Raw genomic sequence first — 15,004 nt, 5'->3', positions numbered from 1 at the left:
TTTACGTTATCTTTGATGAATTCCGTCTATACCAAAACTGAAGTACGCACGGATTCTAAAAGCTATTTATACGGATGAATTTTAATCCTAAGAACAAATCTTCCAATCTTATTTTACTCATTGCATCCTTTGCTATTGTGAGTCTTATACTTTGGAATACGAATAGTTTCTTTAAAAAATTCAAAGAAGAAGAACGTCTTAAAATGGAAATTTGGGCCACGGCGCAATCAGAATTCCAACAATCTTCGGAAGATGCTGATCTAGGAAACCTTCATCTTAAAGTATTCCAGAACAATACCTCTACTCCAATGATTCTGGTAAACAAAGACGGGTCTGTCAAGACCAATAATATGGCCAAGGACAAGGTTATAGATTCCGTTTATGTGCAGAATCAAATACTAAAATTTCAGAATGAGAATATTCCCATTTCCATTGATCAACAGGGCGAACATTTGGCCACTTTATACTATGGCAACTCCGAGGTACTGAATAAATTAAAATACTACCCCATTGCCCTTTTGCTCATCATATTTCTTTTTGCGGCAGTTATTTTCTTCTTTTTCAAAACTAACAAGGCTTCCGAACAAAATAAACTATGGGCGGGAATGGCCAAAGAAACGGCACACCAGATCGGTACGCCCCTTTCTTCTTTGTTAGGCTGGAACGAGCTTCTAAAGACGGAAAACATTAACCCGGAGATTACAAAAGAAATAGCAAAGGATATTTTTAGGTTGGAAACCATTACCGAAAGATTTTCCAAAATTGGTTCATTACCTAAGTTAGACCCACATGATATTGTTAAAGAAACCAGAGATGCGTATGAATATCTTAAATTGCGAAGCTCAAAACTTATTGAATTTTCTTTTAGCTCCAATGTAGACCACCTTCAGGTTATGCTGAACGTTTCATTGTTTAACTGGACTATTGAGAACCTGGTTAAAAACGGTATTGATGCCATGAAAGGCAAAGGAAGCATCCATATTGATATTATTCAAGAAGGGAAACAGGTTCATGTTAGGGTTTCGGATACCGGCCATGGGATTCCTAAAAGCGATTTCCAGGCTATTTTTAACCCTGGGGTTACCAGTAAAATAAGAGGTTGGGGACTAGGACTTTCCCTAGTTAAAAGAATAGTGGAAGAATACCATAAGGGGAAAATAAAAGTACTTTCGTCGAATAAACAGGGTACAGTTATGCAACTTACCCTAAAGACACTAAGTTAGAAGGCTAATCTATAAAAAGTGAAATTTCATATTTCTTATACGCAGTAAAATGGCAAAGGAAAAGTTAGTAATGATAAAAGAAGCGGACCTGACAAACAACTGTCCGGAATGTTTTAATCAAGATTTAAAGCTTTCATTTTACCAAAAACACAAAGCGGGGAAACTTTTTAATTCCATTACCAACGAGGTTACCTCTAAAATTGTCTGCAATAAATGCGGTACGGACATTTATCCGGTAAGTTGGACGGACGATATTGAACGAAGTTTTAAATACTATGAAAAAATGGTCATCCCGGACCGTAGTACATTAACGTTTACTTCCTTGTTTTGGATACTTTCACTCCTATTGATAGCTGTAGTAGCTGCGGGAGTTTATTTCCTGATTCAATAATGCCTATTGAAGTGCGGCCCTAATTTTTTCGGCCGTATCCTTAAATTCCTCTTCTGACAGCGAAACCTTATGTTGAAACGTTGCATTTTGCATATTCGTAAGCGGAATAAGATGCACATGTACATGAGGTACTTCTAGACCAATAACGGTCATACCCACCCTCTTGCACTCAATGGAAGCCTCTATGGCCTTACCAACTTTTCTAGAAAACGCCATAAGGCCCATGTAGGAGTCCTCATCAAGATCCATAATCTTGTCTACTTCTTTTTTAGGAATACACAACGTATGCCCTTTGGCATTGGGGTTGATATCCAAAAAAGCAAAATAATTATCGTCCTCGGCTATTTTATAACAAGGAATTTCGCCGTTTATAATCTTTGTAAAGATAGATGCCATTGCAGATAGTTTTAAGACCTTGTTATCTCTAAAATATCAAATTTTAATGTACCGTTAGGCACTGTAATTTCGGCTGTTTCACCTACTTTTTTCCCTAACAAGCCTTTGCCAATAGGAGAATTAACGGATATTTTACCCGATTTAAGGTCCGCTTCACTTTCGGCAACCAATGTATATTTCATTTCCATACCGTTGGTCTGGTTTTTCAACTTTACCGTTGATAGCACCAAAACTTTAGAGGTATCTAGTTGTGATTCATCAATTAAGCGTGCATTGGACAAAGTCTCTTCCATCTTTGAAATCTTAAGCTCCAACAGACCCTGTGCTTCTTTTGCGGCATCGTACTCGGCATTCTCAGATAAATCTCCTTTATCCCTTGCCTCAGCAATCGCTTGAGAAGATTTAGGACGCTCAACATCTTTTAGATAGTTAAGCTCGTCCCTTAATTTTTGCAATCCTTCTTTTGTATAGTAAGATACGTTACTCATATGATACTCGTTTAAAACATCTTGTAAAATAAGAAAATCCTCTACATACACCGCTACATTAACGGTTATTTTAGAGAGGATTTAACGCAAATATACATAAATTTTGTTCAATTTTGTTCCATGCATTTTAATTGATAATTCTGCCATGAAGTATTTTTTAAGCTTTTTTATTATGATATTCTTACTCTCATGCAGTAATGATGGTGTAGTTCGCAATCCCTACCTACAAGAAGTAGGCTTTAGGTTTGATATGAACCTAAACCTGCCCTTATATAGTAAGCTCACGAACATTGGCAGCATTGTTTTTGTTGAGAATGCGGGAGTTGGGTTAAAGGGAGTCTACGTAATTCAATCCGGTATTGATCAATACAGAGCTTTTGAGGCTTCATGCCCCAACCATGTACCTAACGACTGCTCGCAAACTGTACTAAACGGTATAGTTGCTACCTGTGGTTGCGAAGATTACGAATACAACCTGTATACCGGCCAGCTTACCAATGCCCCAAAGGATGACGAACGGCGTTATGACATGCTAGAGTATCGCGCTACAAGAAGTGGCAATATTGTATTGATTTCAAACTAAACGTGCTTATTCGTTCCTATAACGCTCCATAATATCTTTAAATAATTCCCCGGAGCTTGGAGGTGTATATGATATGGCGTTGGCACCAGCTTCTATGGCCAATTGAATGGTCTCATCTGTCTTTCCTCCGGTAGCTATAATAGCCACATCTTCATCAATATCGCGTATGCGCTTAATGATATCGGCCGTTTTTCCTGCACCGGAAACATTAAAAATATCAATCCCCGCTTTTATTCTGCCTTTTATATCATCTTTCTCGGATACTATGGTAATGGTTACGGGTATATCTATTCTATCCTTTAACTGTCTGATAAGATCATTAGGTGCCGGTTTATTCAAGACCACACCCAAAGCACCTTGAAAATCTGCATGCACCGCCAACTCTACAGAACGGTTACCGGTTGTAATTCCTCCGCCCACTCCGCAAAAAATAGGTTTGTCCGCGGCCAAAATCAATGCATTGGAAATGGTGGGTTGTGGAGTAAAAGGATATACGGCAATAATGGCATTGGCATTTGTATTTCTAATAATGGCCACATCCGTACTAAACAGAAAGGACTTCAACAACTGCCCAAAAACCCGTATTCCCGAGCACTCATCTATAATCTCGGGAACCGACACAATGTTCTTACGCAGCTTACTACCAAAAGCAGGTATTTTTTTCATATAGTTGGAATAAATTCTTTGTGAAATTTTAAAAGCGATGGACCTAGCCCGTTACAGCTTACCCAAAATACTATCCATTACCCAACTGGTATGCAAAGCTGTTTCTCCGGTTGAAGGATGCCGTTTTCCACCAGACAGGTCTTCCTCCAAGTTTTCTACGTGAAATTGCTGCACATGCTCCGGGTGGGCTATGAACAATTGTGTTTTTCCTTTTGCATTGGCAAGGACCACATCGGCCTCTTCAAAAACAGAAAAACTGATTTTACCTTCACTCCCGTAAATTTCCACTAAATCCTCTCTTTGGTGAGTGCCAAAATTCCAAGTACCGGAACCTGTAATTCCGTTTTCATGAACCCAATGACCTGTTACGGCATCTTTGGCCGAGTACAGCCCCTGTTGGTTCAAGGCAGTGCCAGAAACGTTTTTAAAATCTCCCAACAGATAAGCAAAAAGGTCTAGACCGTGACTGGCCAAATCATCAAAATAACCTGCCGGGGCTACTTTGGCATCCGTACGCCAATTGTATGCACCACTTAATTCCATAGCATTGGGAGGCTTTCCCAAAAACCAACGAATATGTCTCACTTGTCCTATTTCATTAGCATCCAACCATTCTTTCACCTTTAAAAAACGAGGCAATGACCGGCGATAATACGCCACGAACAACGGTAAATTCTTCTCTGTGAACGCCTGCTGAATCTCAAGACTATCCGCATAGCTCGGAGTCATGGGCTTTTCTATACAACAAGGCTTTCCCGCAGCAGCAACTTTTAATGCATACAGTTTATGGCTATCAGGAGGAGTGGCAATATAGACGGCATCCACTTCGGTATCATTTATCAATGCCTCTGCATCTGAATAATATTTGGATATACCGTGCCTTTGGGCATAATCCGCTGCTTTTTCCGCATCACGGCGCATGACGGCAACAACCTCAAAACCTTCTGTTTTTTGATAGGCAGGTCCGCTTTTTACCTCGGTTACATTTCCACAACCTAAAATACCCCAACGAACTTTTGTTCTTTCTTCCATATAGTCCATACTTTGAATCTGTAGTAAAAATAACAGATTTAAAAACAGCTTGTAAAGCGTAGAGAAACTAATTCAAATAGTTTTTGACGCAATCAAATAAAATTATTAAAACCGTATTGTTGCTCCTAACAGGAAAATTATTCCCACCTATGTATAGTCTTCAGGGCCTAAACAGTTTGAGCCACACCTAACCCTTAGACGTTAACTCTCGTCATAAAATTAGATACTCCATTAAACATTAATTCAACTTGCTCTTTACTATATTCCTCATATTTACCGTGAGCAGCTTTATTTCTCAAATCCAACCAAGAAGTTATGCTTTTCTGATCTAGTTTATTGTAGATGCTTGCAGAGGCTAATTCTGAATTTAATAAATCAGCTTTTTTAGGCATAGGTTTTCCTTCATTTATTCTCTTCTCAATAGGAATTGAATTTTTTAGACATAACTGTCTTAAGTGCTCCTCTAAAACACTTCCAATCATAACAGCTGACGGGTCCTTATAACCCTCTTTCAACAAGTGATCCGCCATTTCTAAAAAATCAGAAAATATTTCGGCCGACACAAGGCCTTTAACTGTGAACATCCAACCTCCATCTACCTCCTGCTTGGCTGCCTTTAAAATTCCACGTCCCTCCTCAGTATGATAGATATATGTATCTCGAACATTTTTATCAAACTCTTTATAAAATGGATGTTGTTCTCCAAAAACATTTTTAAAAAAGGAAAGTGTAGAAGCCCTAAATTCTTTAAAAAGTTCTAAATCTACGGTTTCAACATCATACTCTCCATAACGTTTAGTCAAAATCACTTTATCAGCTAATTGAATTAGCTGATAAACTCTATCACTAATATGTTCAATTTTCATATCAAATTTATGAGTAGTAACAAATGTATCAACTATAAATTTGTTTAACAATTAAAACCTAACCGTTGCTCCCAATAAGAAATTAGTACCTGCCTGAGGGTAATATCCTGCTCCTTCAATAGTCTGAACCGAACCTGAGGAATTATCATCATACGTATAGAAATATCCGTTGGAGACTATATCCTCATCAAAAATGTTATTTACCATTGCAGATAAAGTGATACGCTTTATTACCGACTTAAAATTAAGCACATACTGTGCATTAAAATCTGTTTGCGAATAGGCTTCCAAAATAGAATTTTCTGAATCTATATTACCCATATACTGCTCGCCTACGTATTTGGACAGTGCCGAAATCTGAAGATTTTTTACCGGAGAATATGCAAAACGATTGCCTATGACCACATTTGGAGAATACGCAATATTGGTATTCCCAAGGTCGCGCAGCACCCCGTCTCGCTCAAAAAAGAAATCCAAATTCTTATTTGAACTGATGGCAATATTGGGTTGTATTTGCCATTTTTCACCCAAAAACACATTGGCATCCAACTCAAGACCTGCACGGTAGCTATCTCCTACATTGGCGCGCAACGGAGCTCCCACATCGTTTAACTGCCCTGTTAGTACCAGTTGGTCCTTGTACCTCATATAATAGGCATTGGCATTCAATTGAAATGATGTGGACACATAGCGCCAACCCAACTCAAAATCGTTTAGTTTTTCAGGTTTTGGGCTTCCGCTTTCATAATCATTTCTATTAGGCTCACGATTGGCAACCGCATAACTGAAATAAAAATTGTTGTTTCGGTTTAAATCAAACACCACTCCGGCTTTAGGGTTGAAAAAGTGAAACGTATCATCTACCAGACCTGTTTCCTCGCCATTAGCCGTATACCCGACCCTTCTATATTGTAAATCTGCAAAAAGACTCCACTTATCGTTTAGCCCGTAATTGGCCTTGGTGTAAAAATTGAAATCCGATTTATTGGAATCGTCTTCATAATAGCGATCACGAATCTGGTTATCATTTGAATAACGCGCCCAAATGACTTCTCCAAAATGATCGCCTTGGTAGGAGTTCCAGCCTCCGCCTAAAATAACATCCAAACGGTCTTTGGTATAGTTAGCAGAAAAAACGGTCCCATAAAACTTGTTATCCAACCAACGGCGGCGGATATAATCGGTAGAAGTGATTTCTTCGCCATTTAAAATGAAATTGTCTCGACCAATAAAATTTAATTGCGAATCCCCTTCATATAAAACATTGGTATAGTAATAATCATCCACATATTCTTCAAAAAAACCACGTCCATTCGTAAAATGTAAAGCAAGGTTAAAACTCCATAAATCCGAAAGCTTTTCGTTCCAAAGAAATTGAGCATGATTTTGCCTGTAATTATCTTCCTGCTTATCATAAAACCCTTCTAAATCGCCATTGTCATCAAGTTTCACACCCCCAATATTGAAAGAACGATTCGAATCAATGTTACCATCTTGCCCAATGCGATTAATTGGCGAAGGGTCAAATCCAAACCAAGATTGGTAAGTAACCTCATGCCCTCCAAATAGCAATGCTTTTAACTGCGTTTTTTCATCCGTATAGGCGGCCTGCAAAAAATAGGAATCCAAATCTGACGAAGCCCTATCCACATAACCATCCGAAGTTATTCTAGAAAGTCGCCCTGAAATTTCAACATGGTCATTGAGCAATCCCGTGCTGAATTTTATATTGTTCCGCAATGTTTTAAAACTCCCTACAGACGATGAAATTTGAGCAAAAGCTTCATCGGCAACCGCATCTGTCAATAAATTTAAACTAGCACCAAAGGCACCTGAACCATTGGTAGAGGTACCCACCCCTCTTTGTAATTGTAAACTCTCCGTAGACGAAGCAAAATCCGGCATGTTTACCCAAAATGTGCCATGAGATTCAGCATCATTGTAGGGTATACCGTTAATAGTTACGTTTACACGTGTATTGTCACTACCACGCACACGAATACCTGTGTACCCAACACCTGCGCCAGCATCTGAGGTAGTTACCACACCCGGTAAAAAGTTCATGAGAATAGGAATATCCTGACCCAAGTTTCGGGAGGCGTACTCTTCCTTTTTAAGATTGGAGAAAGTAACAGGAGTGGCCTTGTTGACCCTTATGGCAGAAACAAAAACCTCATCTAGGTTTATTTCCTTGCCCGTTACGGAGTCAATTTCTTTTTCTTGAGCAAAAGCTGGGCCTATTATTCCTATAAAGACCGCTAGTATTACAATGTGTTTCATTCGTATAAATTAGCTACGAATAAAAGGGGCGTTATTCTGATTTTAGATTGATTTCCGTCCGGTAGTGGACATACATAATTCCAAGAAGTGATAGAATCACTATCCCTTGGCAGCATTACCCGCCCAGGTTCATTGGGTATAATCTCAGCTTATCCTGAAGCAAACAAAACACGGTTGGTTTTATCTGATACAACAAGAGTTTGCACCCCTTTGAGATGGCGCAAAGATAGGTACGGACTTCCATATTTCATAACTAATTCAACCAAAAGACCTGCCGCGAATACTTCCTTACCAATTGGATCAAACAATTAACGGTTATTTGTAAACCCTACACGCATTATATACGTATTTTTAAAAACACCTTTAGTGTCTAAGAACCTTATGGCGAACACATCTAGAAAATCCAAGAACAAGTTTACGTTGAAAATTGTTGCCAGCTACCTTATTTTGGCATTATTGGCAGCGGGTGTGGGGTATTTTGTGTACACCGAAATACAAACTTATATTTCTACCGAAACTGCCGAAGTAAACGATGAAAAATTATTGCGCACCAGCTCTTTAATGACCAATCTTTACGAAGCGGAAAGCCTCTCTAAACTGGCCCTACAGAGTGATGAAAAAATAAACTTTGACGCCTATGCCCTTAAAATTGACTCCATACAAGTAGAGATTGACACGCTAAAGAAGTTGATGCTGGGCGAAGAACAAAAAGGACTTTTGGACAGCCTGCAGGTTCTATTGAATCAAAAGGTGAACAACAATAACGAACTACGTAGTTTAAAAATCAAAAGCAATTCCGCCAACTCTTTGGACAAAGCACTTAAGGAATTTGAAAAAATAGAAGAATCGTTCGGTAAATTCTCTGCCGAGAATCTATTTACAAATTTTGAACAACTCTCCCCCAAAGTACAGCAGTCACTACGCGAATATGCCGATTTGATTAACAGAAACGCACCAAATTCCGGAGACAACACAAAGAATGCTGCCTATGTAGACTCTATTTTGAACGTTTCAAAAGCCATGTTGCGCAGAGCAAAATTTGTGGATACACGATCACAACGCTCTTTGGCCCAAAAAGAAATTGAGGCTAACCGTAACGACCTTGAACTGTCTAGACAGCTCCAAAATATCATTGCCGCATTTGAAAAAGAAATAATCACGAGCAGTTACAATACCAGTATCGTAAAACGGGAAACCTTAAAAAGAACCACGCGTATTGCCGGTATGGCCGCATTACTAGGTTTTCTCATTGTTGGCATATTCTCTTTCCTCATTACCAGGGATTATTGGAAAGTACAGACCTACCGTGTACGATTGGAAAAAGAGAAGAAATTTTCGGAATCCCTTTTAAAAAGTCGGGAACAGTTAATTTCTACCGTTAGCCATGACCTACGAACACCCCTAAATACCATTAGCGGTTATAGCGAATTGCTTGAAAGCACAGAACTATCTCGCAAGCAGAGCGGATACATTAAAAATGTAAAATCGGCATCTGAGTATGTGGGGAATTTGGTAAATGATTTATTGGATTTTTCTAAACTGGAGGCCGGTAAGCTCAAGATTGAGAAAGTACCCTTCATACCTGCGCACCTTATTCAGGAAACCGCAGAAAACCTACAGGCAATTCACGCCAACAAAGGTTTAAAATTAGTGTTGGAAATAGCTCCTCAATTACAGCAAACCGTATTGGGAGACCCCTTTAGGATCAGACAGATCCTCACCAATCTCATGGGTAATGCCTTTAAGTTTACAGAAGAAGGACAAATTAAAATTACCGCTACCGCGGAAAAAGGAAAGGACAAAGCCGTTTCCGCACGTATTCAGGTAAGTGATACCGGTATTGGTATCGCCAAAGAAAAACAACATCTTATATTTAAGGAATTTACGCAAGCGGATAGTAATACCGACAAGAAATTTGGCGGTCACGGATTGGGACTTACCATATCCAAAAAATTAGCAGAACTTCTTAAAGGAAAATTAACCCTTGAAAGTAAACTGGGCTTGGGAAGCACCTTTACCTTATTGCTTCCTCTGGAAATAACAGATGCAGTAGAGAAACCCACCCAAGAAATGCCCTATTTGGCACCAAAACTGCGCATGCTTATTATTGATGACGATACGGCCCTGTTACATATGCTAAGGGAGCTGGCCGAAAGTATGGGAATTACAGCGCATACCTTTACCAATTTTCTATCTATAGAAAAAGACTCACATCTTGCGTATGATTTAGTATTGACCGATATCCAAATGCCACAGGTAACTGGTTTTGAAGTCTTAAAAAAGCTGCAATCCGGGGTATATAAACACTACACGAACCAACCTATAGTTGCGATGACAGGCAGAAGAGATTTAGGGCCCGAAGCGTATATAGGAGTAGGTTTTTCTCAAGTCTTGCAAAAACCCTTTTCCAAAGGCGAACTCATAGCTACGCTAAAACTACTGGGCATAACTACCCAAAAACAAGAAGAGAGCGAAGAAAAAACAGAAGTCTCCGATCAAGGTCCTAAGCTCTACAATCTTGATATTATCCATTCGTTCTTAGGAAAAAATGAAGATGCCATCCAAGACGTATTAGGAACATTTTTGAGCGATACCAAAACCAACATGCAACTTCTTGAAGAAACGGTAACCGCAAATGATTACCCACAAGTAAACCATTTGGCACACCGCATGCTACCCATGTTCAGGCAATTAAAAGTAGAAAACTGTGTAACACTTTTGGAAAAAATGGAGCTCTGCACGCCCCAAGACTTTGACTCGGATATGCTCTCTAGCTCATTTACGGTTCTAAAACACGATGTTAGAAAACTGGTAACGGAATTGGAAGAACGCCTGGCTACAAATCCAGATTATAATGGTTAATTTTATTGTAGAGCGTCTTTCTGGTCACCTGTAGTAATTTGGCCGCTTTTGATTTGTTGAAATTAGTTTTCTTCAAAGCTTTGATGATTCGGTCTTTTTCAAATTCCGATTTTGAAAAATTCTCTACGGCAGTTTCCTTTTCTTGCGGCTGAAGTACTTCTTTGGGCAAGGCATCCAATTGCACCTCATCACCTGTGGTTAACAGCACCGCTCTTTTTACCACGTTCTGCAATTCCCTTAGGTTACCCGGCCAATGGTATTCCTGAAAGGCCTCCCAAACTTCACCGGAAAAACCATCTACATTTTTATCTAAACTAGCATTGGCCTTGTTCAAGAAGTTTTCCGCAAAAAGCACTAAATCGTCGGAACGTTCTTGTAGCGAAGGTATTTGAATAGAAAATTCGTTCAATCTGTGAAAAAGGTCCTCTCTAAAAGTTCCTTTTTCCACGGCTTCCGTTAAATCTTCATTGGTTGCCGTAATAATTCGTAAATCAACATTTATTTCTTTGGTACTCCCTACACGTTTTATCTTTCGTTCCTGAAGGGCCCGAAGCAACTGTATCTGGTTCTCATAAGATAGGTTTCCTACCTCATCCAAAAACAAGGTTCCTTTATTGGCCGCCTCAAAATTTCCGATTTTGTCCTCTACCGCGCCGGTAAAACTTCCTTTTATATGTCCAAAAAACTCACTTGTAGCCAATTCTTTGGGTATAGCACCACAATCTACAGCAATGAAATTAAAATCTTTTCTCTTACTGTTATCGTGAATTGCCTTGGCGGTTACTTCTTTTCCGGTACCGCTTTCACCAGTAATCAATACGGACATATCTGTAGGTGCCACTAGCTTTATGTAATCATCCAGCTTTTTAGAGGCATCACTAATGCCTTTAACAATAGTACTCTTGCCACTATTTTGATTTGGCTGTTTCTCAACTTTAGGCTCGGCACTATTTTTCCCCTCATTGGTTTTTGGAGCCGTTTTTACCACTGTAGCGGATTCTACCTTTAAGGCATTATCCAAAATCATCACAATCTCGTCTGGAGTAAAAGGCTTTGAAATATAGTCGAACGCTCCCTTTTTCATGGCGTTTACGGCAGTACCGACTTCGGCATAACCCGTCATAACAATAACTTGGGTCTGCGGACTTACCTGTTTGATATCCGTTAGAAGTTGAATACCGTCATAATCGGGCAAACGTAAATCGGTCAGAATCAAATCAAAATTGGTTTTCCCGAATTTATCTTTGGCATCTGGGGCAGTAAAACTGGTCTCTACTTCGTAACCGTGTCTGGTCAAAAACTTTTGTAGCATTTGACAAAATGCGGCATCATCTTCAATGATTAAAAGGTTTGGCATAAAAGCAATCTAGTGTTCTGTATCTATCTACGTAAAAATAGCACAAGAAAGCTGTTTCTCCTCTAAATTTATCATAAAAGATACTTTTAGAAGTGGTCCAAAACGCAAAAAAGGAACCGTTATCGCACGGTTCCTTTCTCAAAATTGGTTCGGAATCTCTTCCGACAATTTAGCTATTTTTATTGCTCAATAGCGTTACCTTCTTCATCAACGATCAAGGCACCAGAAGTACCGTCTTCCAAAGAAACTTCCAACTTGTACTGGTTAGCTTCGTTTTTGTGTGCTTTGTTGATAGTTGCTCCTGGGTAGTTAGTCTCTACCATTGCAGTTACAGCTTCTGGAACTTCTTCCAAAGCTACTTCAGAAAACTCCTCTTGAGCTACAGCTTCAGTGGCTGTATCTTGAGCTTCAGTTGCTTGCTCTTCTTGAGCGAATGCAGTTAAACTTCCTAATGCAAATACGGTGGTGATAAATAATTTTTTCATGATATTCTTATTTTATATATGTTAATAATTAATGGTGATATGTTATTGTAATAGGGGGAACAATGAAGTTAATCCTTCTTATTGTTGAATAGGGTTTCCTTCTTCATCAACGATTAGGGCACCAGAAGTACCGTCTTCCAAAGAAACCTCCAACTTGTACTGGTTAGCTTCGTTTTTGTGGGCTTTGTTGATAGTTGCTCCTGGGTAGTTAGTCTCTACCATTGCAGTTACCGCTTCTGGAACTTCTTCCAAAGCTACTTCAGAAAACTCCTCTTGAGCTACAGCTTCAGTGGCTGTATCCTGAGCTTCAGTTGCTTGCTCTTCTTGAGCGAATGCAGTTAAACTTCCTAATGCGAATACGGTGGTGATAAATAATTTTTTCATTTTGTTCTTATTTTAATGTGAATATATATAGTGGTAATTAATTTATTTGGGGGGAACTCTTTAAGGTGATTCTTATTGCTCAATAGCGTTACCTTCTTCATCAACGATTAGGGCACCAGAAGTACCATCTTCCAAAGAAACTTCCAATTTGTACTGGTTAGCTTCGTTTTTGTGTGCTTTGTTGATAGTTGCTCCTGGGTAGTTAGTCTCTACCATTGCAGTTACAGCTTCTGGAACTTCTTCTAAAGCTACTTCAGAAAACTCTTCTTGAGCTACAGCTTCGGTTGCTGCAGTTTCAACAGCCTCGGCAGCTTGTTCTTCTTGAGCGAATGCAGTTAAACTTCCTAATGCGAATACAGATGTGATAAATAATTTTTTCATGATATTAAGGTCTTATGTTTATTAATAATTGATTTCCCTTAGTATATAGAAAAGATGATACCAATATTTTAAAAAACCACAATACACTAAACAACAGGTGTTTACAATATTTTCTCTTTTTTGAAAGTGTGTATTATTGTAAAATACTGTTTCATTTGGGTAATAATTCCACAGTATACATTACTCGATTACCAACCTGTTAAGTGCTCTATCGAGTTACCATTAAAGCGAAATGGTATTACAGAAAGCAACACCAAAACTATTGGCTCCCATAACGAGCTATAAAATGACAAATACAGAAAAGTGATAACCCAAAAAAATCCGGATGTAGATTACACCGGATACTTCACTTCGGATTAAGAGGAGCCCTTTATAGCGGACAAAATAGTTTAAAACCGAAACCTTATTAAATATAGAAAGGGGCTGCAGATGCAACCCCTTTCTGACCAAACCAACTTGATACAAAACAAATAACTCAAGTTATTTACATTTCAATCCAGTTACCATTTTCGTCAGCATATAAAGTACCTGCGGTACCATCTTCTAGAGATACTTCTAGCTTGTATTGTTTCGCTTCGTTAGCGTATGCTTTGTCTATAGATGCAGTAGGATAGTTTTTAGCAACTGCTGCTGTCACAGCTTCTGGCAATTCATCTGCTGATACTTCAGAAAAATCATCCTGAGCGGCTACTGCCTCTGTTGCTGTTGCTTCAACTGCTGTTGCTTCTTCTTGAGCAAAAGCTGAAAGACTTCCTATTGCGAAAACTGCTGTGATAAATATTTTTTTCATAATCGTATGCTTTATTTAATATTCTGATATGTATATAGAAATAATGATACCAAAACACCCCGAACAACACAAATAACTGTATTCTAGATACTTATAATATTACAAGCATATTTAGAGTGTGTAAATGTGTGTATTTTTAGGTGTGTAATGTGTAAATTATACACGAACCCGCCCTTCTATGGTTCAATTGCAATACAGCTTCTACCATCGATACAGACAATGAACGAGGAGCAAGTAAAATTGAGCACTTGGAAAACTTAAGTAACAAAACTTGAAAATCACTAAAAACGAAAAGCCCTGTCTCATATGAGACAGGGCTTTTCTACTAACATTTTTACTTAATAGCTAACTACTTAGCTTATTTTTCAATCCAGTTACCTTCAGCGTCAGCATATAATTCAGCTGTTTCGCCATCTTCTTTAGCAACTTCTAATTTATATTCAGCTTCTTCGTTCATGTAAGCTTTAGAGATAGTTGCTCCTGGGTGAGCAGCTTCTAGAGCTTCAGAGATAGCAGCAGGAACTTCTTCCGCAGCTATTTCAGCATATGCATCTTGAGACTCAACAACCTCAGTTGCTACTTCTTCTACTACTGTTTCTTCTTCTTGAGCAAAAGCAGTCATTGTACCTAAAGACAATACTGCAGCAAACATTAAATTTTTCATTTTGTGTGTGTTTAAATTATTGATTTGTTTTGATACTGCTTAGTATAGAGAGAAAATAATGCCAAGAGTGTTTTTTATACCTAAACAGACCACAAACACCTAAATATCAATACAATACACCAGCAACCAGTTTAAGACACAATGTATACACATGTG

General features: G+C 38.7%; 16 protein-coding genes. 4 read left to right on the top strand and 12 right to left on the bottom strand.

What is annotated here, in order from left to right; translation table 11 throughout:
* The first annotated feature begins 74 nt into the window (after positions 1 to 74).
* The gene (locus tag SJY45_RS15215) at positions 75 to 1,223 is read left to right on the top strand and encodes a sensor histidine kinase (protein ID WP_400071798.1); all 1,149 of its coding nucleotides are present in this window, start codon (positions 75 to 77) and stop codon (positions 1,221 to 1,223) included.
* 49 nt (positions 1,224 to 1,272) lie between these two features.
* Positions 1,273 to 1,614: a hypothetical protein gene (locus SJY45_RS15210; RefSeq protein WP_215913128.1), complete on the top strand. Its 342-nt coding sequence runs from the start codon at positions 1,273 to 1,275 to the stop codon at positions 1,612 to 1,614.
* Positions 1,615 to 1,617: 3 nt separating this feature from the next.
* Here SJY45_RS15210 and SJY45_RS15205 read toward each other — a convergent pair whose 3' ends face one another.
* On the bottom strand, positions 1,618 to 2,010 hold the full coding sequence (locus SJY45_RS15205) for an HIT family protein (protein ID WP_215913129.1): 393 nt from the start codon (positions 2,008 to 2,010) through the stop codon (positions 1,618 to 1,620).
* Positions 2,011 to 2,021: 11 nt separating this feature from the next.
* Positions 2,022 to 2,498, bottom strand: a complete 477-nt coding sequence (gene greA, locus SJY45_RS15200) for a transcription elongation factor GreA (protein WP_215438717.1) — start codon at positions 2,496 to 2,498, stop codon at positions 2,022 to 2,024.
* A gap of 172 nt (positions 2,499 to 2,670) precedes the next feature.
* On the opposite strand from greA, the gene SJY45_RS15195 reads away from it, so the two are divergent.
* The gene (locus SJY45_RS15195) at positions 2,671 to 3,081 is read left to right on the top strand and encodes a hypothetical protein (RefSeq protein ID WP_215438718.1); all 411 of its coding nucleotides are present in this window, start codon (positions 2,671 to 2,673) and stop codon (positions 3,079 to 3,081) included.
* Between the two features lie 6 nt (positions 3,082 to 3,087).
* Here SJY45_RS15195 and SJY45_RS15190 read toward each other — a convergent pair whose 3' ends face one another.
* From SJY45_RS15190 to SJY45_RS15175, 4 genes are all read right to left on the bottom strand, one after another.
* Positions 3,088 to 3,747, bottom strand: a complete 660-nt coding sequence (locus SJY45_RS15190) for a hydrolase (RefSeq protein WP_400071795.1) — start codon at positions 3,745 to 3,747, stop codon at positions 3,088 to 3,090.
* Positions 3,748 to 3,798: 51 nt separating this feature from the next.
* Positions 3,799 to 4,779, bottom strand: coding sequence for a Gfo/Idh/MocA family protein (locus SJY45_RS15185; protein WP_400071793.1), 981 nt, complete (start codon positions 4,777 to 4,779; stop codon positions 3,799 to 3,801).
* Between the two features lie 194 nt (positions 4,780 to 4,973).
* The gene (locus SJY45_RS15180; RefSeq protein WP_400071791.1) at positions 4,974 to 5,645 is read right to left on the bottom strand and encodes a hypothetical protein; all 672 of its coding nucleotides are present in this window, start codon (positions 5,643 to 5,645) and stop codon (positions 4,974 to 4,976) included.
* A 51-nt stretch (positions 5,646 to 5,696) separates the two neighbouring features.
* Entirely contained in the window at positions 5,697 to 7,925 is a 2,229-nt protein-coding gene (locus SJY45_RS15175) for a TonB-dependent receptor (protein ID WP_400071789.1), read from the bottom strand.
* Between the two features lie 366 nt (positions 7,926 to 8,291).
* Here SJY45_RS15175 and SJY45_RS15170 point away from each other — a divergent pair, with 366 nt between their 5' ends.
* A complete protein-coding gene (locus SJY45_RS15170) occupies positions 8,292 to 10,787 on the top strand; it encodes an ATP-binding protein (protein WP_400071787.1) in 2,496 nt (831 codons plus the stop codon).
* Here SJY45_RS15170 and SJY45_RS15165 read toward each other — a convergent pair.
* The 6 genes from SJY45_RS15165 to SJY45_RS15140 all read right to left on the bottom strand — a co-directional run bounded on the left by SJY45_RS15165 (position 10,762) and on the right by SJY45_RS15140 (position 14,848).
* On the bottom strand, positions 10,762 to 12,144 hold the full coding sequence (locus SJY45_RS15165; RefSeq protein ID WP_400071785.1) for a sigma-54-dependent transcriptional regulator: 1,383 nt from the start codon (positions 12,142 to 12,144) through the stop codon (positions 10,762 to 10,764). The two genes, SJY45_RS15170 and SJY45_RS15165, sit on opposite strands and share 26 nt — an antisense overlap.
* Before the next feature lie 179 nt (positions 12,145 to 12,323).
* Positions 12,324 to 12,629 (bottom strand): hypothetical protein, encoded by a 306-nt coding sequence (locus tag SJY45_RS15160; RefSeq protein WP_215438724.1) that lies wholly within the window; start codon positions 12,627 to 12,629, stop codon positions 12,324 to 12,326.
* A gap of 78 nt (positions 12,630 to 12,707) precedes the next feature.
* Entirely contained in the window at positions 12,708 to 13,013 is a 306-nt protein-coding gene (locus tag SJY45_RS15155) for a hypothetical protein (RefSeq protein WP_215913136.1), read from the bottom strand.
* A gap of 72 nt (positions 13,014 to 13,085) precedes the next feature.
* A complete protein-coding gene (locus SJY45_RS15150; RefSeq protein ID WP_215913137.1) occupies positions 13,086 to 13,394 on the bottom strand; it encodes a hypothetical protein in 309 nt (102 codons plus the stop codon).
* 484 nt (positions 13,395 to 13,878) lie between these two features.
* On the bottom strand, positions 13,879 to 14,184 hold the full coding sequence (locus SJY45_RS15145) for a hypothetical protein (RefSeq protein WP_215913138.1): 306 nt from the start codon (positions 14,182 to 14,184) through the stop codon (positions 13,879 to 13,881).
* Positions 14,185 to 14,542: 358 nt separating this feature from the next.
* Positions 14,543 to 14,848, bottom strand: coding sequence for a hypothetical protein (locus SJY45_RS15140; RefSeq protein ID WP_215435913.1), 306 nt, complete (start codon positions 14,846 to 14,848; stop codon positions 14,543 to 14,545).
* Positions 14,849 to 15,004 lie beyond the last annotated feature (156 nt).

This window comes from Zobellia russellii (assembly GCF_044597075.1).
Classification (GTDB): Bacteria; Bacteroidota; Bacteroidia; order Flavobacteriales; family Flavobacteriaceae; genus Zobellia; species Zobellia russellii.
Note: the sequence above shows the minus strand (reverse complement) of the source record. Positions and strands in the feature narration are given on the sequence as shown.